The sequence below is a fragment of the Vreelandella nanhaiensis genome, from assembly GCF_003990185.1.
In the GTDB taxonomy this organism is placed as follows: Bacteria; Pseudomonadota; Gammaproteobacteria; order Pseudomonadales; family Halomonadaceae; genus Vreelandella; species Vreelandella nanhaiensis.
The window spans coordinates 290,579-313,150 of record NZ_RZHF01000005.1 but is presented as its reverse complement, the minus strand read 5'-3'; the positions used below and the strand labels follow the sequence as shown (position 1 = coordinate 313,150).

Here is a 22,572-nt window from a genome sequence, read left to right as displayed (position 1 = left end):
CTTGTCATTAATGGGAGGTCAGTAACGGAAAACGCAAGGTCCAGCAAAGCCCGCCTAGCGGAGCATTTGAAGCCTCAAGCGTTGCGCCATGCGCGCTTACCAAGGCGCTTGCAATGGATAACCCCAGGCCACTGCCACCGCTGGCCCGGTTGCGTGATCCTTCAACACGGTAAAGGCGCTCGGTAAGCCGGGGCAGCTCACTTTCAGGTACACCCGGCGCGCTGTCTTGCCAGGTAACCACCGCGTGTTGGTGCTCAATACCCAGGGTTACCTGAAGCCTGCCGGGGGCATCGGTATAGGCGCAGCTGTTATCCAGAAGGTTATTCCACAGCTGGTGCAGGCGCTGGGCATCCCCGCGAATCATCACCTCTGGGGCAATGTGTGTGGTGAGGGTAAGGCCACTTTCATTGAGCCAGCGGTCAGCGTCCTCAAGGCGGCAGGCCAGACTTTCGCTAAGGTTCATAGGGGCCAAATGAATATCGAGCGCGCCGGCATCGCTTTGCGACAGCAGGCGTAAGTCGGCCACCAAATGCTCAAGCTGGGCGACTTCCTGGGCCAGCGAGTTGAGGTTCTCCTGATTTAGCGGGCGAATGCCATCCTGCATAGCCTCGATTTCCCCGCGTAGCACGGCCAACGGGGTGCGCAGTTCATGAGCGGTATCAGAGACCCAGCGCGCTCGAGCATCCCGGTTGGCTTCAAGGGTTGCGGCCAGCACATTGAAATCCCGCGCCAGTCGCGCAAGCTCATCACGGCCGCCCTCGGGCAGGCGAGTATGGTAATTGCCTTCCGTAAGACGCCGGGTGGCAACAGCGAGTGCTCGTGTACGTCGGCTCAACCACCAGGAAAGCCCTGCTGCCAAGAGTAGCGATGCCAGCCCAATCGAGATAACAATAATCACCAGGTTACGCTGCTGAAGCTCCAGAAAGCGATTCTCCATGCGCTCCATCATCTGCTGAGGGGGGCGAAACCCCAGCGAGCCGATTGCTTCACTGTTGCTGTAGAGCGTAAGCCAGCGCCAGTCACCAGGGCTCATCCGGCCATTCATGGGCGAAATCACGAACTTGCCGTTGGGCGCGCGCAGGGCAAAATCCTGGGCTTCGCCCAGAGGCGAGGGGCGCTCGCGACGCTCCTGGCCGAGTTCAAAGCGTACGATATGCGGCCAGCGCTCCGGGTGTTGCTCAAGCCACTGCCAGTCTCCCTGTGTTTCCCAGCGGGTAATCAAACCGTCGGCCAAGAGCATGGCGCGGCGTTCCTGCGCCTGATTCAGATAGTCGATAAAACCACGGTCGATACTGTAGGAGACGGCCATGAACATGCTGGCTGAAATGGCCACATTAACGCTTAATATGGCCACAAACAGCTTCAGCCCCAGCCGGGAAAGTCGCCAGGAGGGCAGGGGAATGGCCATCAGGAAGCTCCTTCCTGACTAGGCTGGTGGGGCATGCTTAGCCGCTCGCGCCAGTTTTCCATCCCCAGGTAAAGGCAGGGCACCAGTATCAGCAGAATAATGGTCGCAAAAATCATTCCAAAGCCCAGCGAGATCGCCATGGGAATCATGAAGCGCGCCTGACGCGAGGTTTCCAGAATCATGGGTGCCAATCCCAGAAAGGTTGTAAGCGTGGTCATCATGATGGGCCGCAGGCGACGGGTGGCGGCGGCAACAATGGCTGCTCGGGGGGCCATGCCCTCGCGCCGTTTGCGGTTGGCGTAATCAATCAGCACCAGCGCATCGTTAATCACCACCCCGGATAACGCTAGCATGCCAAGCAGACTGATAATCGAAAGCCCAAACCCCATGATCATGTGGCCCACCACCGCACCAACAATGCCAAACGGAATGGCAGCAAGCACCAGCAAGGGTTGCAAGTAGCTTCTGAAGGGAATGGCCAGCAGTGCGTACAGAGCGGCCAGCATCAACCACATGGCGGTGCGCAGGGCAGCCAGATTGTCAGCAGTATCCTGCTGGCGGCCACCCAGGCTGACTTCAAGCCCAGGCCAGGTATTTTCAAGCGTCGGGAACACGTCTTCCTGAAGAGTTGCCAGCACCTGGTTGATCGTCTGGTCGCCTTCTGAATCCGCCGTGACGGTAATAATACGCCTCCCATCAATGCGTTGCAGGCTGCTGGACGCCTGGCTCAAGGTAATATCGGCCACTCGGGAGAGCGGCACGCTCAAACCATCCGGCGTACGTACCGGCATGCGGTAAAGCTCGTTCAAGCTATCGCGGTCGGCTTCGGGCAGGCGTACCTCCACGCTGATTTCGCTGCGTCCTACAAACTGCTCAACGGCAGTGGCACCCTGCAAGGGCCCACGCAGTGCCTGGGCCAGGTCGCTGCCGGTCAGGCCGAGCGCGCGGCCCTCTGCGGAAAGGCGCATTTCAAGCTGGGGTTTGCCATCACCAATCCCGCTGTCGATGTCAGTCAGCCCGTACTCACCTAGCACCTCGGCTAACCGGGCCGCCGCGGCTTCCAGCACCTGGGTGTCGGGATGGGATAAGCGCAGGCTAAGCGCAGCACCGCTGCCGGGGCCGCCAAAGTCTGATTCAAAGCGGACCGACTGCGCGCCTACCAGGTCACCGGTGACCTCGCGCCATTCACGCGCAATGCGCGATGGCGGCCACGCCTCCAGGCTTTCGCTGGCAATATCCAGGCGGACTTCGAGATTCTCTCCATCCAGGCGGCTGCGCGTGCTGCTAAAAGCCAGCGTATCTTCACGCTCGCTCAGCTGCTGGGCGGCAACCAATAGCTGTTGGCTAAGCTCGCGGCTAACGCTGATATTAGTGCCGATGGGCAACGTTACCGTTGCCTGGACTTGATCTGACTCCGCACGCGGCATGAGTGAAAAACCCATCCGGCCGCTCATTGACCACGCCAGCACCACAACAAGTACCGCAATACCCAAGGAAATACTCAACAAGCGCTGGTTGAGCGCCCGCTGAAGAAAGGGCTCAAACTGATGATACGTAAAGTGATGCAGCCCGCCCTGCAGGCGCTGACGCAATGCTTCCAGTGGCCGCTGCCAAGCAGGCGTTTCACGCGGCTTACGGCTATGGGCTAGGTGTGCGGGGAGTATAAACAGCGCTTCTGCCCAGGAGATTAAAAACACGGTGATGACCACAACGGGCAGGGTGGCAAACAGCATGCCCAGGAAGCCGGGTAAAAACAGCAGGGGTAAGAACGCGACGATATTCGACAAAATGGCAAAGGTCAGCGGCACGGCAATTTCGCCTGCACCTTTTACGGCCGCATCGCGCAGCGAGTAGCCATCCTCACGGTAGCTGTAGATGTTTTCGCCCACCATGATTGCATCATCGACTACGATCCCCAGCGCAATAATGAACGCAAACATCGACATTATGTTCAGCGAGACGCCGATCCAGGGCAGAAACAGCATGGCCCCCAAAAACGCCGTGGGAATACCCAGCGTGACCCAAAAGGCCAGTCGCGCTTCAAGAAACAGCGCCATGAGAATCATCACCAGCGCCAGGCCCATCCAGGCGTTTTTCAACAGCAGGCTTAAGCGGTCTTCGTATACCTCTGAGCTGTCGCGTGAGACGTCCAGGCTTACGCCCGGGGGGAGCCCCGCCCTTAGACGTTCCAGCTCGCCGTATACCGCCTCGGAAATGCTGGTCGGGGTCTGGTGGCCGATTTGATAGATATTGACCGATAGGCCCGGTTCACCGTTATAGAACTCTTCGCGATCAGTTTCGGCGAAGCCATTACTCACACGGGCGATATCCCCCAGCACGATAGGGGTGCCCTGGGCGGTGGTAAGAATCGGCAGGTCGGCAAACTCAGCAGCGCTATTGCGACGCCCCTGATAGCGAACCAGCCATTCGCCTTCGGCGGTGGTTAGCTGGCCGCTCGCCAGGTCCAGCGCTTCAGCACCAATACGGCTGGCAAGCTGCTGGTGATCGAGCCCGTAGCGCTCGATGGCTTCTTCATCCAGATGGATCTGAATCTCCCGCTCGCGGTTACCCGAAAGCTCGGCCCGGGAAATACCCTCAGCGGCCTGCAGCTCAGCGCGAACATCCTCGGCAGCATCGTGAAGAGCCGCAAGCCCAACTGAGCCGTAAACCTGAAGGCTTACCACGCTTCGCGAACGGCCAGCCAATGTGAAGCGCGGCGGGTCGGCGGCGCTGGGCAGGGTGGTAATCGCGTTGACCGCCTGCTGAATGTCCTGATAGACGCGCATCACATCAACGCCATCGATTAACGTCGCGCTGACCATGCCACTGCCTTCTCCAGCGCTGGAGGTCAGTTCATCAATGCCTTCCACATTCGATACCGCCGCCTCAACGGGCAGTAGCAGGCTCTGCTCGACGTCTTCTGGCGTGGCGCCAGGGTAGCTGATACTGACCTGTACAATTTCTATTTCAAACGCAGGGAATACCTCTTTTTTTATCGCGAGCGATGCCATGAGGCCCCCCACGATAAATAGCACCATCAAGAGATTAGGCGCCACCCCGTGGTCGATCATCCAGGCAAGCGGGCCACGGCGCATTAGCTTCTCTCCCCATCGCTTGCGGGCGTATCGCCCCGGGAGCGAACGCGTACCTGCTGCCCTTCGCGGGGCTGGGCAAGCCCTGAGATCACAACGCGCTGGCCAGCCTGTAGGCCGCTGCGCACCAGTGCTTCATCTTCACCTCGGTAGGCAAGCGACACCGTTGTGCTGCGCAGACGGTTCTCATCATCCACCCACCAGACGCGCTCGCCCGGACGTAGTGCCGACGAGGGCAGGGCAATCAGGTCTTCCTGCGCCTGGGTCTGAAACGCTACCCGCATGACATCGCCCAAACGTAATGCCGGGCCATCGGTTTCCAGCGACAGCGGGTCATTCACTGCAATCAACAGCTGGGCCTGAAGCCCGCTCTCTTCCAGGTTGGGTAAAATCGATACCAGCGTGCCATCCCGCGTGGCGCCTTCGGGCCAGCCTCGGCTGGTAAGCATGACCTGGCTACCCGGGGCCAGCCATTCAAGCGCATCGCCGGGCAGTGAGGCGCGCACCCAGAACTGTTCAACGCCGACCAGGTTAAGCACCTCGGTTCCCTGGCTTAGCAGGCTGCCAGCCCCCACCAGGCGCTCTTGTACCATGGCCTTCCAGGGCGCGGTCAGCGTTGCCCGTTCCAGATTGAGCGCCGCCTGATCGCGTATTACCCGTGCCTGGGTAAGCTGGGCTTGGGCTTGGCGAAGCTGGGGCTCGCGCAGTACCAAGGAACGCCGCTCGGCGGAGAGTTGGCGGCCAAATGACTCGTATTCGCTGCGGGCGCGCTGCTGCTCGGCATTTTCCAGCGCCAGCTGCGCCTGGGCATTGCTGAGTTGGGCTTCAGCGTCTTCCAGGGCAAGGCGCAAATCGGCCTGATCAATGTAGGCTACCGGCGCGCCTTCCTCGACCACCCGGCCGGGCAGAACGCCATCTCCAAAGCGCTCCAACTGACCTGCCACACGGCTGGCCAACATGGCTGTCTGCTCTGCTTCCACGCGGCCAAAGCCGCTGAGTAGCGGCGCCTGCGGGCTTTGTACGACCGTCATAACGTTCACTACTGGCGGCGTAGGAGCCGGTGGAGGGCGCCGCTCAATACGCGGTGGTTGACTGATGATCCACCAGGCGCAGGCCAAGCCAACGGCAAACACCAACAGGGCCATCAAGGCGCCCAAGCGGACACGGCCCTGTTGCGTAGAGGAGAAAGAGTGATGAGGTTTTATCAACACGGGGTACCCGTAGTAAGAGCGAAAATTCCGGTAAAAAAAGCGTATCATGCTAGCATCACGCATTTGCTCGCAGCGATTGGGTAAGCATTATGAAAACAGCGTGCAACTCTTCTAACCCGTGATGTTTGCGACTTTTTATAGCGTGATCTATCCATCATGAAATAACGGCCGGCCGATGAGTCTTGTGCAAGCGTATGAAAAACACCGCCACCCGCGATAAGTTAATTGATTCTGGTGCTGAGCTGATTACCCAGCAAGGGTATAACGCAACGGGCATCAATGCCGTACTTAAAGCATGCGGCGTACCTAAAGGATCGTTTTACCATTACTTTTCCAGCAAGGAAGATTTTGGCCTGGCGGTGATTGAGCACTTTGCCAACGACTATGATGCAAGTCTAGTCGCGCTGCTTGAAGATCCAATGACGCCTCCGCTGGAGCGCCTGCGGCGCTACTTTGCCGTTAGCCGGGCCTATATGAGCGAGCGTGACCATACGACCGGCTGCCTGATCGGTAATTTAGGCCAGGAACTGGCCGGCCAAAGCGTTCGTTTTCGCGAGGCGCTTAACCATGCGTTCCAGCGCTGGGAGGCACGCTTTGCTCACTGCCTGCAGGCCGCCCAGGCCCAGGGGGCGCTCACGTCAGCCCTTGATCCTCATCAGCTGGCAAGCTTTATCCTTTCCGGCTGGGAAGGGGCTATTCTACGGGCCAAAACGTTAAAGTCGGATGCTCCCATGGAAGTTTTTGAAAGCATTCTTTTTGAACAAGTACTCATGCCTCCTACGGGCTGAGTGATCTCTCAAACTGCTTTTAATCACCTTCTTGTTAATGTCAATTGTCAAGGCAGGAGCTGGTCATGTTTCACGGCTATGAAAAATACACACGCCAGGTTAACGGCGTCGAGATTGCTTTTCGTATGGGAGGAAATGGCCCCGCATTATTGTTGCTGCATGGTCATCCGCAAACCCATGTGATCTGGCATCAAGTGGCTGAGGAGCTTGCCCGGCACTTTACCGTGGTTGCTGCTGACTTGCGCGGCTACGGCGATAGTGGCAAACCCGACGATGACGCCGAGCATATCAATTATTCCAAGCGCACCATGGCTGCTGATATGGCAGCGTTAATGAATGAGCTGGGGTTCGAGCGCTTCAAGGTGCTGGCCCATGACCGTGGCGCACGAGTGGCGCATCGGTTAGGCGTTGATTACGCCTCGCGCGTGGAGCGCATGGTGTTTCTGGATATTGCGCCGACCCTTGCCATGTATCGGGGCACCAATGAGGCGTTTGCTCGCAGCTACTGGCACTGGTTCTTCCTGATTCGCCCTCAGCCGCTGCCCGAAATGCTGATTCAAGGCGACCCCGCCCAGTATCTTGAGAGCGTGATGGGCGCGCGCAGCGCTGGGATGGCACCGTTTACTTCGGAAGCCCTGGCAGAGTACGAGCGGTGCCTGGCACTGCCCGGCACTGCGGCTGGCATTTGCGGCGACTACCGCGCCAGCGCCACGATAGATCTGGTTCACGATCAGGCGGATATTGAGTCAGGGGTTAAGCTAACCTGCCCGCTGAAAGTGATGTGGGGCGCTGAAGGTGCGATTGAGGCCTGTTTCGATGCCTTGAGTGAGTGGCGCAAGGTGGCCGCTCAGGTTGAAGGCAAGGCGCTACCCTGCGGCCATTACATTGCCGAAGAGATCCCTGAGGTTCTGCTAAACGAGGCCTTGCCGTTTCTGCTTAGTGCTGAATAAGCGCTTAAAGAGACTTACCAAGACGAAGCGGGTGAAAAACTGGATAATAGGCGGCAATTCGCCTAGGGCCTGTTTTTAGAAGCTCATGTTTTAGAAGCCCAGCGCTTTTAAAGCCCAGGCACACTCATTGCTCCGGATGCCCGCTCATGGAAATCAAAGTCAACTATCTCGATAACCTCCGCCTGGAGGCCAAATTCGACGACTTCACTGTTATTTCAGATCAGCCGATTCGCTACAAGGGCGACGGCTCAGCGCCTGGCCCGTTCGACTATTTTCTGGCGTCATCGGCCATGTGCGCCGCCTATTTTGTGAAGGTGTACTGCAACGCCCGGGATATACCTACCGAAAACATTCGCCTCTCGCAGAACAATATTGTCGACCCGGAAGATCGCTATAAGCAGATTTTCAAGATCCAAGTCGAGCTGCCGGAAGATATTTCGGAAAAGGATCGCCAGGGCATTCTGCGCTCCATCGACCGCTGCACGGTCAAGAAAGTTGTTCAAACTGGTCCCGAATTTCAGATCGAGACGGTCGAGAACATCGACGAAGACGCCCAGGCACTACTGATGGGCGCACCGGAAGGCGGCAGCACTTACATTGAAGGTAAAGACCTGCCGTTGGAGCAGACTATCGCCAATATGAGCGCGATTCTGGCAAATCTTGGCATGAAGATCGAGATTGCCTCCTGGCGCAATATCGTGCCCCACGTGTGGTCGCTGCATATTCGCGATGCCGCGTCGCCCATGTGCTTCACCAACGGTAAAGGCGCGACCAAGGAGAGCGCGCTGTGTTCGGCACTTGGCGAGTTTATCGAGCGCTTGAGCTGCAACTTCTTCTATAACGACCAGTTCTTTGGTGAAGAGATTGCCAATAGCGAATTTGTTCATTACCCCAATGAGAAGTGGTTCAAGCCGGGGCCGAATGACGAGCTGCCTGAAGAAATTCTCGACGAGCACTGCCTGGCGATCTATAACCCGGAAGGCGAGCTTTGCGGCTCGAACCTGATCGACACCAACTCGGGGCGTGAAGACCGCGGGATCGTCTCGTTGCCCTTCGTGCGTCAATCTGACGGCGAGACGGTTTATTTCCCCTCGAACCTGATCGAGAACCTGTTTTTAAGTAACGGTATGAGCGCAGGCAACACGCTGGTGGAAGCCCAGGTGCAGTGTCTGTCAGAAATATTCGAGCGGGCAGTGAAGCGCGAGATTCTCGAGCAGGAGCTTTCGCTTCCGGACGTGCCGCAGGAGGTGCTGGCAAAGTATCCCAGCATTGTCGAGGGCATCAAGGCGCTGGAGGCTCAGGGCTTCCCGGTACTGGTGAAGGATGCCTCCATGGGCGGGCAGTTCCCGGTGATGTGCGTCACGCTAATGAACCCGCGGACCGGCGGCGTGTTTGCTTCTTTTGGCGCGCACCCAAGCTTTGAAGTGGCGCTGGAGCGCAGCCTGACCGAACTTTTACAGGGCCGCAGTTTCGAAGGCCTGAACGATCTGCCGCTGCCGACTTTCAACTCGCAGACGGTTTCTGAGCCCAACAACTTTGTCGAGCATTTCATCGACTCCGTCGGTGTGGTTTCCTGGCGCTTCTTCAGCGCTAAGGCCGATTTCGAGTTCAGCGAGTGGGACTTCTCGGGCACCAATGAGGAAGAGGCCGCAACGCTGTTCGGCATCTTCGAGGAGCTAGGGGCCGAGGTGTACATGGCCGTTCACGAGGATCTCGGCGCGCCGGTATGCCGTATTCTGGTGCCGGGCTACTCCGAGGTGTACCCGATCGAGGACTTGATCTGGGATAACACCAACAAGGCGCTGGATTACCGTGAGGATATCCTCAACCTGCACCGCCTGGAAGAGGATCGGCTGCTCGATCTGGTCGAGCGTCTCGAAGAGAGCCAGATGGACGACCACGCCGATATTATTACCCTGATTGGGATCGAGTTCGACGAGAACACCGTCTGGGGACAGCTCACCATTCTGGAATTGAAACTGCTGATCTATCTGGCACTTGAGCGCCATGAAGAGGCGCTGGACTGCGTACAAATGTTCTTGCAGTACAACGACAACACCGTCGAGCGCGGCTTGTTCTACCAGGCGGTAAACGCGGTGCTGGAAATCGCTCTCGATGATGAGCTTGAAATCGACGACTACCTGCCCAACTTCCAGCGCATGTTCGGTGAAGAGACCATGGCGGCGGTCGTGGGTTCGGTGGAGGGCAGTGTACGTTTTTACGGCCTGACGCCCACCAATATGCAGCTCGAAGGCTTGGAGCGCCACCAGCGCCTGATCGAGAGCTACAAGAAGCTTCACGCCGCGCGGGCGGCTCGAGCTGAGTAAGTTTGGCGTTTGATCGCGCCTAGTTTTCACTTATTTAACGGGAATGCCATGACTTCGATGACATATAGCTCGCCCTTGATTGCTGCGGCGCTGACGCTCGTCTCCACCGCAACCCTAGCCCAGAGCTCCGAGCAGAGCCAGAGTGAGGTGCGCAAGCTCTACAGCGGGCGCATGATGCCCGATGAGCAGGTAGAGCTTTCCCGCCATATCGACCGTCTCTTTCCAACCCGCACGGTCAAGGCGTCAAGCACACCGCATGAATTCGGCAAGCGCGACGCTTCGCTTGAGGACTTCTCTCTCACCCATGACGGTGTCACCTACGATATCTATGATTTCATGGCGCTCAACCGGGTAAGCGGCCTGATGGCGGTGCACGACAACGACGTGGTGTTCGAGCAGTACGCCTTGGGCAATACGCCCGATACACCTTGGATGTCGATGTCGATCGCCAAGTCGATCTCCTCGACGCTGATCGGTGCGGCACTCAACGACGGCTACATCGAAAGCCTTGATGATGCCGTCAGCAAGTACGTGCCAGCGCTCGTTGGCAGTGTTTATGACGACGTCACCGTAGAACAGATTCTGCTGATGGCTTCGGGCGTTGCCTGGGATGAAACCTACGCCGACCCAAACTCTCAGCGTCGTCAGATGCTTGAGGTACAACTTTCCCAGGAGCCCGGGGCGCTCTTGGAATTCATGGGCGGGCTTGAACGGGCCCATGCGCCCGGCGAAGTGTGGAACTACAGCACTGGCGAAACCCAGCTGCTCTCGGCGATCATAAACGGCGCGGTGGGCAAGAGCGCTTCTGAGTACCTCTCTGAAACGATCTGGGCAAACTACGGCATGGAGCACGATGCCAAGTGGTGGCTGGATAGCGAAGATGGCCAAGAGATCGGCGGCAGTGGGCTTCTGATCACGCTGCGCGACTACGCCCGCTTTGGCCAGTTCGTGCTGGAGGAGTACCACACCCCAAACGTTCTGCCTGAAGGCTGGGTGGCGGAGTCGGCCCGCCCCCACGAGATCGGCGGCGAAGAGATCGAGTACGGCTACTCTTGGTGGCCGGAAGGCGAGGGGGCCTTCTCGGCAGTGGGTATCTTCGGTCAGTGGGTATTTATCGACCCGGACAACAACATGGTGATTGCCATGACGGGTGCGCAGCCCAAGGCCGAAGCCTTTGAGATCGTACCGGTCACCGAGTTCTTTCACGCGCTGAGCGATCATCTGGCAAATGAAAACCAGTAGTCACTGCTAGCCAAAGAACCAGTAGCACACGCCGATCGCCGTGGTAATGCCCGCGGCGTCGGCTGCCAGCGCACATCCCAGACCGTGGCGAATACGGCTAATACCCACCGCGCCAAAATATACGGCCAGCACGTAGAACGTGGTTTCAGTGCTGCCTTGCAGCGTTGCCGCCAATAGCCCCGGAAAACTATCCACGCCAAAGTTGTTCATGGTTTCGATCATCATCGCCCGTGCGCCGCCGCCGGAAAGCGGTTTGATAAAGGCGGTAGGCAATGCATCTACAAAGCGCGTGTCCCACCCAAACCCTTCTACCAGCCAGCGCACGCCGCTGAGCCCTGCATCCAAAACGCCGCTGGCGCGTAAGACGCCCACGGCCACCAACATGGCGATCAGGTAAGGTAGCAGAGTGATGGTAAAGCTCACCCCTTCCTTGGCACCTTCGATAAAGGCGTCGTATACCTTAACGCCTCGCAAGGCGCCCACCACCAAAAATATGATGATAATGCTAAACAGCGTTAGATTGCCCACCAGGGTAGAGGCCGCCGCCAGCGCCTCGGCGGAAAGTCCAGCCAGGGTGGTAATCAGCAACCCCAGACACAGCGCCGCCGCGGCGAAATAGGCAAGCACCGTGGGGTGCCAGAGCTTTAAACGCTGAACCAGCGCGACCGTCAACAGACCCACAAAGCTGGAGGCGCTGGTGGCCAGTAAAATAGGCAGAAATACCAGCGTAGGATCGGCAGCGCCTTGCTGCGCTCGGTACATGAAAATGGTGACCGGCAGAAGGGTCAGTGATGAGGTGTTGAGCACTAAAAACAGGATTTGTGCGTTGCTGGCCGTATCGCGATTGGGGTTGAGTGATTGCAGCGAGTGCATGGCTTTAATGCCAATGGGCGTTGCTGCGTTGTCCAGTCCCAGAATATTGGCCGCGAAGTTCATACTGATCAGGCCCATCGCGGGATGGCCGCGGGGCACTTCAGGCATCAAGCGGCAAAATAGCGGGTCCAGCACCCGTCCTAAAAGGCGAATCATGCCAGCCTTTTCGGCAATCGAGAGAAACCCCAGCCAAAGCGTCATGGCGCCGAGCAGCACCAGGATGATATCAACACTTACCTTGGCCATATCGAAAAGTGACTGCACCAAGCGCGCGAAAACTTCACTATCCCCGCCCACCAGCCACTGCCATAGCGCGCCAGCAAACGCGGCCATAAAAAAGCTTAACCAGATTCCATTGAGCATGGCGGGCGATGATCCTGAGTAGGTAAACAAAACGTGGCAGTTATCCTACCTAATTTGTGCCGGTGCCACAGTAGCGACTCACCAATGTTTAACGCGATGCTAATTAAGAAGCTAAACGTTACCTTACTCATTTCAAACCGGAGGGGCTGGCAGTGCGTAGGCCCTGAAACAGCAAGCTGAAAAGCTGTCGTATGCTCTGATTGGAGCCGCCGTTTACCTGCATGTCGAAGCAAAAAAGCCCCAGGCACGATAAAGCGCCAGGGGCTTTGGGGGCTTAATTTATAAAGGCTGAACCTAAAGTGCTCCAGCGGGGCGCAACAGCAACACCGCCAGCGGCGGCAGGGTCAGCTCAAGGCTGGCACTTTGCCCATGCAACGGGGCATCTTTTGCCGTAATGCGCCCCAGGTTACCCATATTGGAGCCGCCATAGCATTCGGCGTCGCTGTTCAGGCACTCTTCCCAACTGCCTGCCAACGGCACGCCCAGGCGATACCCATGGCGGGGGATCGGCGTCATATTGGCAACCACCAGCAGTGGCTCGCCTGTCGCACTCCAGCGCAGCCAAGCAAACACGCTATTGGTTTCATCATTGCTCACTACCCAGGTGAACCCCTGGGGCTCGCTATCGCATTCGTGCAGCGCGGGAAGCGTTTGGTAGCAGCGGTTGAGGTCACCCAGCAGCCGATGAATACCGGCGTGACGGGGTTCAGCAAGCAACGACCAATCCAGCTCCCGGTCATGGCTCCACTCACGCCACTGGCCAAACTCGCAACCCATGAACAAAAGCTTCTTGCCGGGCTGCGACCACATGATGGAAAGATAGGCGCGCAGGTTGGCAAATTGCTGCCACTCGTCGCCGGGCATTTTACCGATCAGCGAACCCTTGCCGTGTACCACCTCATCATGAGAAATCGGCAGTACGTAACGCTCCGAAAAGGCGTAAACCATAGGAAAGGTCATTTCGTGATGCGAGTAGGCGCGATAGACCGGGTCTTTAGAAATGTACTCCAGCGTGTCATGCATCCAGCCCATGTTCCATTTATAAGCAAACCCCAGCCCGCCTTTTTCTGTTGGCTGTGTCACACCGGGCCAGGCGGTGGATTCCTCGGCGATGACTACTGTACCGGGGACTTCCTCGGCGATGACCTCATTGAGGTGACGCAAAAAATCGATGGTTTCGAGATTTTCATGGCCGCCGTGGCGGTTAGGGATCCACTCGCCTTCGTTGCGCGAGTAGTTGCGATAGAGCATCGAGGCCACGGCATCCACGCGCAGAGCATCGATATGGAAATGCTTCAGCCAGTGCAGCGCCGAGGCCAGCATGAAACCGTGCACTTCTCTCCGGCCCAGGTTGTAGATGAAGGTGTTCCAGTCTTGATGAAACCCCTCGAAAGGGTGCTCGTACTCATATAGGGCGGTGCCGTCAAAGCGGGCCAAGCCGTGAGGATCGGTGGGGAAGTGGGCGGGCACCCAGTCGAGTATCACGCCGAGCCCCGCGCGGTGGCACTCATCGACAAAGTAGGCGAAGTCGGCAGGCGTGCCGAAGCGGGCGCTGGGGGCAAACTGGCTGAGCGGCTGATATCCCCAAGACCCACCGAAAGGGTGCTCCATGATGGGCATGAGCTCGACGTGGGTGAACCCCATATCGAGCACATAAGGAATCAGATACGTGGCCAGATCACGCCAGCTGTAGAGTTCGCCGTTGTCACCGCCATGCTTGCGCCAGGAAGCAGCATGCACTTCGTAGATACTGATGGGCCGTGACGCGGCATGAACCTTTTCACGGCTGGCGATCCACGCTTCATCATGCCAGGTGAAGGGCGTGGTATCGGCTACCACTGAGGCGGTGCGGGGCGGCGCTTCAGTGGCAAGCGCTACAGGGTCAGCGCGCAGGCCGAGTGTGCCCTGGGGCTCAAGAATCTCGTATTTATACGACTCTCCTGGCCCAATCCTTGGCACGAACAACTCCCATACTCCGGCTGGGTGACGCAGGCGCATTACATGGCGACGCCCGTCCCAGCTATTGAAGTTGCCGACCACCGACACCCGCCTTGCATTGGGTGCCCAAACGGCGAAGCGTACACCCTGAACGCCTTCCACCGTCATGGGCTGCGCGCCTAGGCAGTGTCCCAGGTTGCGGTGATTGCCCTCGCCCAACAGGTAAAGATCCATTTCACCCAGCAGCAAGCCGAAGCTGTAAGGGTCCTCGGTTATCTGCTCGCCCTGGGGCCAACGAATACGCAGCCGATAAGGTGCGCCGTGAGATAGCCTGGCGGCGAATAACCCGGGAATCTGCATACTCGTCAGGCAGTTGCGCAAGGTGTCGTCTTCACGGTCGAGTACATCTACCCCCACGGCGCCGGGCATAAATACCCGCAGGTAAGGGCCTGTGTCATCAGTATGTAACCCGAGCAACGAGAAAGGATCACGATGGGTACCTTGTACTAGCGCGTTGGCGTCGTCGTCGGTCAACCACAAGGTACGATCCACCGTGAGGCTTGATGTAGAGCTGGTGTGCATAGCCTCATTCATGGGGCTCTCCTGGACTCAGTTGTGCGACAAGCGCCGCTAGGCCGCGCAGTGGTACTCCCAGCCAGGCGGGGCGATTAGCGGCTTCGTAGGCAATTTCGTAGGCTGTCTTTTCGAGAACGAAGAGATCAACTGCTGCTGCGGCACCGTTTGCCTGTTTCCATTCGTGAGGAATATCCAGCGTGGCCTGCCAATAGGCATTCAGAAATACCTGACGTCCTCTAAGCAGATACTGTTCTACCACGTCGTGGCCGGTACCCATGTGGGGATCAGCGCCTTCGTTGCCACTGGGCTTGGCTTCTTCAATCTTGGCATAAGCGTAGTCGAATGAGCGCAACATGCCGGCCACATCGCGAAGTGGGCTATCTTTGGCGCGCCGCTCCTCAAGCGGGCGGGCGGGCTCACCTTCAAAATCGATGATATAGGCATCGTCATGCGCTACCAGCACCTGTCCAAGATGCAGATCGCCATGGATACGCGTGATAAGGCTACCCTCGGCAAGGTCTGCCATATACGCAATGGAGGCCAAGAGAGTATCGCGCTGCGCCAGAATGCTTGATGCAATCAGCTGCTCGGCTTCACTTGCAGCGCCAATGTGACGTTCGAGCAGGTCCAGCGCTTCTTCAACACGCTGAGTCACACGCTGTTTCCAGTGCGCGACATGGCTGGGGCCGGCTACCTCGGTAATGAACGCAGGGTCATTGCTGGGCATTGCCAGCACCATGTGCAACTCGCCCAGTCGACGACCCAGAGTGGCGGAAAATGCTTCTAATTCCTCAAACGCGCCGTAATGGGTCTCATCCCGGGCGAACTCGCGCCCTTGGTGATCATCCGCTAGCGCTTCACGAATGGCGCGCTCAAGCGTGGTGCGGGTCCATGACCAGGCATCGCCCTGGTTATCGATAAAGCCCTGCAGGATCATCAGGGTCTGCGGAGTGCCCTGTTCATCGAGCTGGGTCACTTCCCCAAGCAGTGGCGCGGTGTTGATAAAGCCCCGCTCGGTCAGGTAACGACCGATTTCTGCCTCTGGATGAACGCCTGTCTCCAGGCGGCGAAACAGCTTGAGCACCAGCTGATGATTGATAACCACCGAGCTATTGGATTGCTCAGCACCTTGCTGCGCGATTTCGGGATGCTCGGGTAACGCCAGCTCAACAAGCTCAGGGGTGGGCAGGAAGTGAATAGCGCCTTTTGAGCTTGGCAGCACAACTGCCTGACGCATGGCGTCAAGAACGGCGAGAGTAAAGGCATCCAGGGTGAGTGCATCGGTGAGCAGGCCCACCTCATGAAAGCGGCGTACCCGGGCCATGGCAAGCTGTTGGGCAAGGGGACTGCTTTGCTCATCCTCACCCAGGAATGCCAGGGGTAATTGGTAGCGTTCGTTACCTTGGGCATGGGTGATTTCCAGCTCGCTGAACAGCAGTGTATGGCCGCTGTGCTCAAGGCTTGCCAGCGAGTGTAAGCGGATATCCTCGATACGCGCCTGCTTGGCCGCGAACCAGCGCCGTTTGGTCAGATAATGCGGCAATGTCTCACGTTCAAGAAGCTGCTTTGATGAGCCTTCAAAAATCTCTTCAAGGCGCTTCTTGATAATCAGAGTGACGAAATCCGGCATCGGCTCGGGCACCGGCGTATGCCACTCGGGCATGGCGGTTGCTGGGGCCAGCAGGAACCAGAAAAAACCGTAGGGCGGAAGCGTCAGCAGGTAAGACAGGCTGCCCACGGGCGGAAAGGCGCTGCCGCCGACCATTTCAACCGGCACCTTACCGGCGAACGCCGAAAGATCAAGCTCCACCGCTTGCGCCGTACTGGCCACATTAGCCACGCAGAGCAGCGTTTCCGTCTCGCCATTATCGAGAGTCATCTCACGCAGGTAGGCCAGGATATGCCGGTTGGTCGGGTAGAGCGGTCGCATGGTGCCGCGGCTGAAGGCGCGGTGCTGACTGCGCACGGCGAGCAGCCTGCGCATGTTATTGAGCAGCGAGTGCGGGTCACGCACCTGCGCTTCGACATTGACGGTCTGGTAGCCATACAGGGGGTCCATGATCGGTGGCAATACCAGGCTTGCCGGGTCGGCGCGGGAGAACCCGCCGTTACGGTCAACCGACCACTGCATGGGGGTGCGTACACCGTCACGGTCGCCAAGGTAAATATTGTCACCCATGCCAATCTCGTCACCGTAATACAGCACAGGGGTGCCCGGCATGGAAAGCAGCAGGCTGTTGAGCAGTTCGACACGCCGCCGGTCACGCTCCAAAAGCGGTGCCAGGCGCCTACGAATACCTAGGTTAATGCGTGCTCTACGATCAGCGGCGTAATGGTTCCACAGGTAGTCGCGCTCCTTATCGGTGACCATTTCGAGCGTCAGCTCGTCGTGGTTACGTAAAAAGATCGCCCACTGGCAGGTGGCGGGGATTTCCGGCGTCTGGCGCAGAATATCGGTGATTGGAAAGCGATCTTCTTGGGCGAGTGCCATGTACATGCGTGGCATCAAGGGGAAATGGAATGCCATATGGCACTCGTCGCCATCACCGAAGTAGGGCCGGGTATCCTCAGGCCATTGGTTGGCTTCGGCGAGCAGCATACGGTCAGGGTAGCGCTCGTCGAGCACTGCGCGTATTTTCTTGAGCACGACATGGGTTTCGGGCAGGTTCTCGTTGTTGGTGCCCTCGCGCTCAACCAGATACGGAATAGCGTCCAGGCGCAGGCCATCGACCCCCAAATCGAGCCAGTACTCCATGACTTTGATTATCTCATCAAGCACTACGGGGTTATCAAAGTTGAGATCCGGCTGGTGGGAGTAGAAACGGTGCCAGTAGTAGGCACCTGCCACCGGGTCCCAGGTCCAATTGGAGGATTCGGTATCCAGGAAGATGATGCGCGTGCCGGAGTACGCCTGGTCGGTGTCTGACCAGACATAAAAGTCCCGTTCCGGCGACCCCGCAGGCGCCTGTCTGGCGCGCTGGAACCACTCGTGCTGGTCAGAAGTATGGTTGATGACCAGCTCGGTCACTACCCGCAAGCCACGCTGGTGCGCTTCCTTGATAAAGCGCTTGGCATCCTCCAGCGTGCCATAGTCGGGGCTGACGCCGGTGTATTCAGCAATATCGTAGCCGTCATCACGGCGCGGTGACGGGTAGAAGGGCAATATCCAGATCGTGTTCACGCCTAAGCTTACGATGTAGTCCAGCTTCTGGATTAGGCCTTCAAAATCGCCGATGCCATCATCGTTGGCATCAAAGAACGATTTAACATGCACCTGGTAGATCACTGCATCCTTGTACCAGAGCGGGTCATCAAGAAAATCCAGGGCCTCGACGGCGTGTGTTTCGCTGCTAGCATCCATCATTGGCTTGCTCTCCCTGCTTTGATCGGTGTAAACGAATCAACCGGAGCCTCGATAGAGCGGCTCATCGTTGAATCTACTACAAATGCATTTCCCTGAATGACGAGTGAGCCGACTAGTTAACCGGGTGGATGCGCCAGACGGCAAACGGCAGGACGCCGGGGTCGAGGTGCACCGACTGCCATCGGCCCTGCCATGTCCAGCGTTTTCCACTCATTAGATCTTCCACGTGCAGCGCCGCCTCCTCAGGTAGACCGAACAGCGCCAAGGGCAACTCGAACGTGCCTTCCTGCGGCTCGAAAGGATCAAGATTCACGGCGACAAGAATCACGTTATCGAGCGCTTCGGTAGCCTTGGTGAAGAGTAGCAAGCGGTCGTTGTGTATAGGATGGAAGGACACGCCCAGATGGGTGTGCAGCGCCGGGTTTTCTCGCCGAAGTCGGTTAAGCTGGGCAATCTCGTAGATGATATTGCCAGGGGCACTGTAGTCGCGCGGGCGAATCTCGTATTTTTCAGAGTCGAGATACTCCTCCTTACCCGGCACCGGGGCGCCTTCGCAGAGTTCAAACCCTGAATACATACCCCATAAGCCTGAACCCATCGTGGCAAGCGCGGCACGAATCAGAAAACCGGCCCGCCCTGAAGTCTGCAGAAAGTAGGGGTTGATATCCGGCGTGTTGACGAAGAAGTTGGGCCGGTACCCATCACGTAGCGGTGGTTCATTCAACTGAGTGAAGTATTCGGTCAACTCGGCCTTGGAGTGGCGCCAGGTAAAGTAGGTGTAGCTCTGGGTAAAGCCCAGCTTGCCCAGACGCAGCATCATGGCCGGGCGAGTGAAGGCTTCCGCCAAAAAGATCACATCAGGGTCGCGCCTGCGAATATCGGCGATAAGCCATTCCCAGAAGGGCAACGGCTTGGTATGCGGGTTATCAACGCGAAAGATCTTCACCCCTTCATCAACCCAGCCCTGCACCACATCGCGCAGCTCGGTCCATAGCTCAGGAACAGCATCCTTGGCGTAGAAATCGACATTGACGATGTCCTGGTACTTCTTGGGCGGGTTCTCGGCGTAGCGGATCGAACCGTCAGGCCGCCAGGAGAACCAGCCGGGGTGCTCCTTGAGCCACGGGTGGTCTGGAGAACACTGGATAGCGAAATCAAGCGCTATTTCCAAGCCATGTTCACCGGCAACACGTACAAGCTCACGGAAATCCTCGCGGGTACCGAGCTCCGGATGAATGGCCTCGTGCCCGCCCTCGTCGCTGCCAATCGCGTAAGGGCTACCGGGATCGTCTGGCCCGGCTTCCAGGCTATTGTTGGGCCCTTTGCGATGCTTACGGCCTATCGGGTGAATGGGCGGGAAATAGAGCACATCAAAACCCATGTCGCGGATAATGGGCAGGCGCTTATGAACATCCTTGAATGTGCCATGGCGGCTGGGGTCGTCGGTTTCCGAGCGGGGGAACAGCTCATACCAGCTGGCAAAGCGCGCCTTAAGACGTTCCACATCAAGAGGATAGATAACATCGCTTTGCGTGAGATGCGGGCGTGGGTCCGCTTCGTGCATCAATTGAGCTGTGCCGCTATCCAGCAGTAGCGCGACACGTTCGCCCTCCTGGGGGGTTAGCTGAAATTGCTCATGAAGGGCAAGCAATGCTTCGTTGAGCGCTCCATTGTTGAGTTCGGAGGCACGCTCAGCGGCACGCTCGATCAGCTGCCTGCCTTCTTCGAGTTCGAGGCTGATGGGAACGCCTGCCTGATGTTTCTTGGCGAGTTCATAGCGGTAAGTCGCGTAAATATCCCACCAGGCTTCGATAGTAAAAGCGTGGCGGCCCACCCGGGTCGGGGTGAAGCTGCCTTCCCATACATCCAGCCCCAAGGGCTTGGCCGGGTGCATAGGCACGCGCTGTTGTCGTCCCTCGTCATCTTGCCAGCACACGGCTGCCGCTAGCACATCGTGGCCGTCAGCGAAAATTGTCGCTTTGACCAGTACTGGCTCGTCAATCACCGCCTTGGCTGCAAAACGCCCGTTATCAAGGGAGGGCGTGACAGATTCAATCGCAATACGCGGTGCCTGGACCGCTGCCATAACATCATTTAGTTCCTGCTCTTGCGCTGGAAGAGAGTGGGAGACTGGAGTGACGGATGAACTCATTGCATGCTTCTCCTTGCAGCGCGAAAGTGCGCGTGGGCATAGACGCGCTGCCTCATGGCTAGGTAGCGGCGTTATCAGCCTGCTGCACGAGTTCCAGCAGAGCTAACGAACGGCCTTCCATTACATGTTCTTCCCCAAACGCACGTTGGAAAGGGTCTTCCTTAGTGGTCCGGCTGGTATCAAGGCGGCATAGCCATCCGGCACCGCTGGGGGCTTCGGGTAGGTGAAAAGCCACAGCTTCGTGGTGCGCATTGAAAATCAGCAACAAAGTAACGTCGGCGCCGGCGCGGCGTATGCCGCTGGGCTGGGCACGACCGTCCAGCATCAGCCCGAGGGTGCGGGCCTCGGGATCTTCCCAGCGCTCAACGCTCATTTCGTTGCCATCCGGGGCCAGCCAGGTCACTTCCTTGAGCCCCATTTCCTCGTTGTATTCACCCGAGAGGAAGCGCCCGCGCCGCAGAATGGGGTAGCGCAGCCGCAGCGCATTCACCCGGCGGACGTACTCGATCATGGCATGGGCATCACCGTCTAGGTTCCAGTCCAGCCAGCTGATCTCGTTGTCCTGACAGTAAGCGTTATTGTTGCCCTGTTGGGTGCGCAGCAGCTCATCGCCTGCCAACAGCATGGGCGTGCCCTGCGAGAACAGTGTGGTGGCGATGAAATTACGGATCTGGCGTAACCGCAGCGCCTGGATCTCTTCATCATCGCTTGGGCCTTCTTCGCCATGGTTCCACGACAGGTTGTGGCTGTGGCCATCCTGATTATTCTCGCCGTTTGCCTCGTTATGTTTATCGTTGTAGGCCACCAGGTCGTAAAGGGTATAGCCATCGTGGGCCGTGACGAAGTTGACTGACGCGAACGGTCGCCGACCACGACGTTTGAAGAAATCCGCTGACCCCATGAGGCGGGTAGCAAGCTCCGGCAATTGCCCCTCGTCGCCCCGCCAGAAGGCACGCACAGTATCGCGGAACTGGTCATTCCACTCCGCCCAACCCGGCGGGAAACCACCCACCTGATAGCCACCGGGGCCGCAATCCCAAGGTTCGGCGATCAGCTTTACCTGGCTGAGAATAGGGTCTTGGCGACAGGAATCGAGAAAGCCGCCACCCTCGTCAAAGCCGTGCGGTTCACGACCGAGGATGGTGGCCAGGTCGAAACGAAAGCCATCAACGCGCATTTCCGTGGCCCAGTAGCGCAGGGAGTCGGTGACCATTTGCAGAACACGCTGGTGGCTCAGGTTCAGAGTGTTACCGGTGCCCGTGTCGTCGATATAGTAGCGTGGCTCGTCCGGCATCAGCCGGTAGTAGGAGGCGTTGTCAATTCCCTTTAAGGAAAGGGTCGGGCCAAGCTCGTTGCCTTCTGCCGTGTGGTTGTAGACCACGTCAAGAATGACTTCTAGGTCCGCGGCATGGTAGCGTGCAACCATCTCCTTGAATTCATTTACGTTTTCGCCAGAAAGGTAGCGAGAATGGGGGGCGAAGAACCCGAGGGTGTTATAGCCCCAGTAGTTGCGTAGCCCCTGTTCCAACAGATGCTGGTCATCAACAAAGGCGTGGATGGGTAAAAGCTCAACCGACGACACTCCAAGTGAGCGGATATAGTCGACCACATCGTTGACCATCAGCCCGGCAAAAGTACCACGTAGCGCTTCAGGTACCGATGGATGGCGCATGGTGTAGCCACGAACATGAGTCTCATAGAGAATGGTCTTATCCCAAGGAAGCTGTACCCCTCGCGAGCGCCCCCAGGTGAAGGCCGGGTCCACAACTTTGCATTTCGGCATGAACGGTGCGCTGTCGCGTTCATCGAAGCTCAGGTCGCCATCCGGATGGCCAATGGTGTAACCGAATAGCGCCTCGTCCCACTTGATCTCGCCAACGATCTGCTTGGCGTAGGGGTCGAGTAGCAGCTTATTGGGGTTGAAGCGATGCCCCTCTTCCGGTGCATAAGGACCATACACGCGGTAGCCATAGAGCTGACCAGGCCGCACATCAGGCAGGTAGCCGTGCCACACTTCGTCGGTATACTCGGGTAATTCAATGCGTTCCAGCTCATGTTCGCCGGTTTCATCAAAAAGGCACAGCTCTACCCGGGTGGCATGCGCCGAAAACAGCGCAAAATTCACGCCTAGGCCATCCCAGTTGGCGCCCAAAGGAAACGACCATCCTTCATGTACGCGGGACTGCCGTATGACGCTGGGAGATTCATCTGTGGCGACGGAGCTATCGCTGTCCCGCGTGGTTTGGCTTGTATTCATTGCATTCGTCCTTGAGCCTGTTGGGTGCTCT

12 protein-coding genes are annotated in these 22,572 nt (G+C 58.0%); 4 read left to right on the top strand and 8 right to left on the bottom strand.

Translation table 11 applies throughout. From position 1 onward, the window contains the following. Window positions 1-7: 7 nt before the first annotated feature. Genes ELY38_RS05010 through ELY38_RS05000 form a run of 3 tightly spaced genes read right to left on the bottom strand, consistent with a single transcriptional unit; the run spans window position 8 to window position 5,645 of the window. Window positions 8-1,408: an ATP-binding protein gene (locus tag ELY38_RS05010; protein WP_127060399.1), complete on the bottom strand. Its 1,401-nt coding sequence runs from the start codon at window positions 1,406-1,408 to the stop codon at window positions 8-10. Then, entirely contained in the window at window positions 1,408-4,503 is a 3,096-nt protein-coding gene (locus ELY38_RS05005) for an efflux RND transporter permease subunit (protein WP_127060398.1), read from the bottom strand. The genes ELY38_RS05010 and ELY38_RS05005 overlap by 1 nt, the downstream gene beginning before the upstream one ends. Further along, window positions 4,503-5,645: an efflux RND transporter periplasmic adaptor subunit gene (locus ELY38_RS05000; RefSeq protein WP_246009069.1), complete on the bottom strand. Its 1,143-nt coding sequence runs from the start codon at window positions 5,643-5,645 to the stop codon at window positions 4,503-4,505. Before ELY38_RS05000 ends, ELY38_RS05005 begins: the two co-directional genes overlap by 1 nt. Before the next feature lie 260 nt (window positions 5,646-5,905). On the opposite strand from ELY38_RS05000, the gene ELY38_RS04995 reads away from it, so the two are divergent. From ELY38_RS04995 to ELY38_RS04980, 4 genes are all read left to right on the top strand, one after another. Further along, complete coding sequence (locus ELY38_RS04995; protein ID WP_127060396.1) at window positions 5,906-6,499, top strand: TetR/AcrR family transcriptional regulator; 594 nt, start codon at window positions 5,906-5,908, stop codon at window positions 6,497-6,499. Between the two features lie 65 nt (window positions 6,500-6,564). After that, window positions 6,565-7,449, top strand: a complete 885-nt coding sequence (locus tag ELY38_RS04990; RefSeq protein ID WP_127060395.1) for an alpha/beta fold hydrolase — start codon at window positions 6,565-6,567, stop codon at window positions 7,447-7,449. A gap of 146 nt (window positions 7,450-7,595) precedes the next feature. Beyond that, on the top strand, window positions 7,596-9,776 hold the full coding sequence (locus tag ELY38_RS04985; RefSeq protein WP_127060394.1) for an OsmC domain/YcaO domain-containing protein: 2,181 nt from the start codon (window positions 7,596-7,598) through the stop codon (window positions 9,774-9,776). Between the two features lie 48 nt (window positions 9,777-9,824). Beyond that, window positions 9,825-11,018 (top strand): serine hydrolase domain-containing protein, encoded by a 1,194-nt coding sequence (locus tag ELY38_RS04980; protein ID WP_127060393.1) that lies wholly within the window; start codon window positions 9,825-9,827, stop codon window positions 11,016-11,018. 6 nt (window positions 11,019-11,024) lie between these two features. Here the strand turns inward: ELY38_RS04980 and ELY38_RS04975 are convergent, their stop codons facing one another. The 5 genes from ELY38_RS04975 to glgX form a co-directional block, all read right to left on the bottom strand. Beyond that, window positions 11,025-12,254: a nucleoside recognition domain-containing protein gene (locus ELY38_RS04975; RefSeq protein WP_127060392.1), complete on the bottom strand. Its 1,230-nt coding sequence runs from the start codon at window positions 12,252-12,254 to the stop codon at window positions 11,025-11,027. Window positions 12,255-12,548: 294 nt separating this feature from the next. Then, window positions 12,549-14,786 carry a 1,4-alpha-glucan branching protein GlgB gene (gene glgB, locus ELY38_RS04970; RefSeq protein WP_222845108.1) on the bottom strand — a complete coding sequence of 746 codons (2,238 nt, stop codon included), beginning with the start codon at window positions 14,784-14,786 and terminating at the stop codon, window positions 12,549-12,551. Next, on the bottom strand, window positions 14,779-18,132 hold the full coding sequence (treS, locus tag ELY38_RS04965) for a maltose alpha-D-glucosyltransferase (protein ID WP_127060391.1): 3,354 nt from the start codon (window positions 18,130-18,132) through the stop codon (window positions 14,779-14,781). The genes glgB and treS overlap by 8 nt, the downstream gene beginning before the upstream one ends. Before the next feature lie 112 nt (window positions 18,133-18,244). Continuing rightward, window positions 18,245-20,284 (bottom strand): alpha-1,4-glucan--maltose-1-phosphate maltosyltransferase, encoded by a 2,040-nt coding sequence (locus tag ELY38_RS04960; RefSeq protein ID WP_127060390.1) that lies wholly within the window; start codon window positions 20,282-20,284, stop codon window positions 18,245-18,247. 58 nt (window positions 20,285-20,342) lie between these two features. Beyond that, window positions 20,343-22,541: a glycogen debranching protein GlgX gene (glgX, locus tag ELY38_RS04955; protein ID WP_127060389.1), complete on the bottom strand. Its 2,199-nt coding sequence runs from the start codon at window positions 22,539-22,541 to the stop codon at window positions 20,343-20,345. Between the last annotated feature and the right edge of the window lie 31 nt (window positions 22,542-22,572).

What these genes read in the sequence shown, in the direction of transcription:
- ELY38_RS04985 (WP_127060394.1), top strand. Translation starts at nt 7,596, where the DNA reads ATGGAAATCAAAGTCAACTATCTCGATAACCTCCGCCTGGAGGCCAAA.
- ELY38_RS04975 (WP_127060392.1), bottom strand. Translation starts at nt 12,254, where the DNA reads ATGCTCAATGGAATCTGGTTAAGCTTTTTTATGGCCGCGTTTGCTGGC.
- treS (WP_127060391.1), bottom strand. Translation starts at nt 18,132, where the DNA reads ATGATGGATGCTAGCAGCGAAACACACGCCGTCGAGGCCCTGGATTTT.
- ELY38_RS04980 (WP_127060393.1), top strand. Translation starts at nt 9,825, where the DNA reads ATGACTTCGATGACATATAGCTCGCCCTTGATTGCTGCGGCGCTGACG.
- ELY38_RS04960 (WP_127060390.1), bottom strand. Translation starts at nt 20,284, where the DNA reads ATGAGTTCATCCGTCACTCCAGTCTCCCACTCTCTTCCAGCGCAAGAG.
- ELY38_RS05005 (WP_127060398.1), bottom strand. Translation starts at nt 4,503, where the DNA reads ATGCGCCGTGGCCCGCTTGCCTGGATGATCGACCACGGGGTGGCGCCT.
- ELY38_RS05000 (WP_246009069.1), bottom strand. Translation starts at nt 5,645, where the DNA reads ATGGCCCTGTTGGTGTTTGCCGTTGGCTTGGCCTGCGCCTGGTGGATC.
- ELY38_RS04990 (WP_127060395.1), top strand. Translation starts at nt 6,565, where the DNA reads ATGTTTCACGGCTATGAAAAATACACACGCCAGGTTAACGGCGTCGAG.
- ELY38_RS05010 (WP_127060399.1), bottom strand. Translation starts at nt 1,408, where the DNA reads ATGGCCATTCCCCTGCCCTCCTGGCGACTTTCCCGGCTGGGGCTGAAG.
- glgB (WP_222845108.1), bottom strand. Translation starts at nt 14,786, where the DNA reads ATGAATGAGGCTATGCACACCAGCTCTACATCAAGCCTCACGGTGGAT.
- glgX (WP_127060389.1), bottom strand. Translation starts at nt 22,541, where the DNA reads ATGAATACAAGCCAAACCACGCGGGACAGCGATAGCTCCGTCGCCACA.
- ELY38_RS04995 (WP_127060396.1), top strand. Translation starts at nt 5,906, where the DNA reads ATGAAAAACACCGCCACCCGCGATAAGTTAATTGATTCTGGTGCTGAG.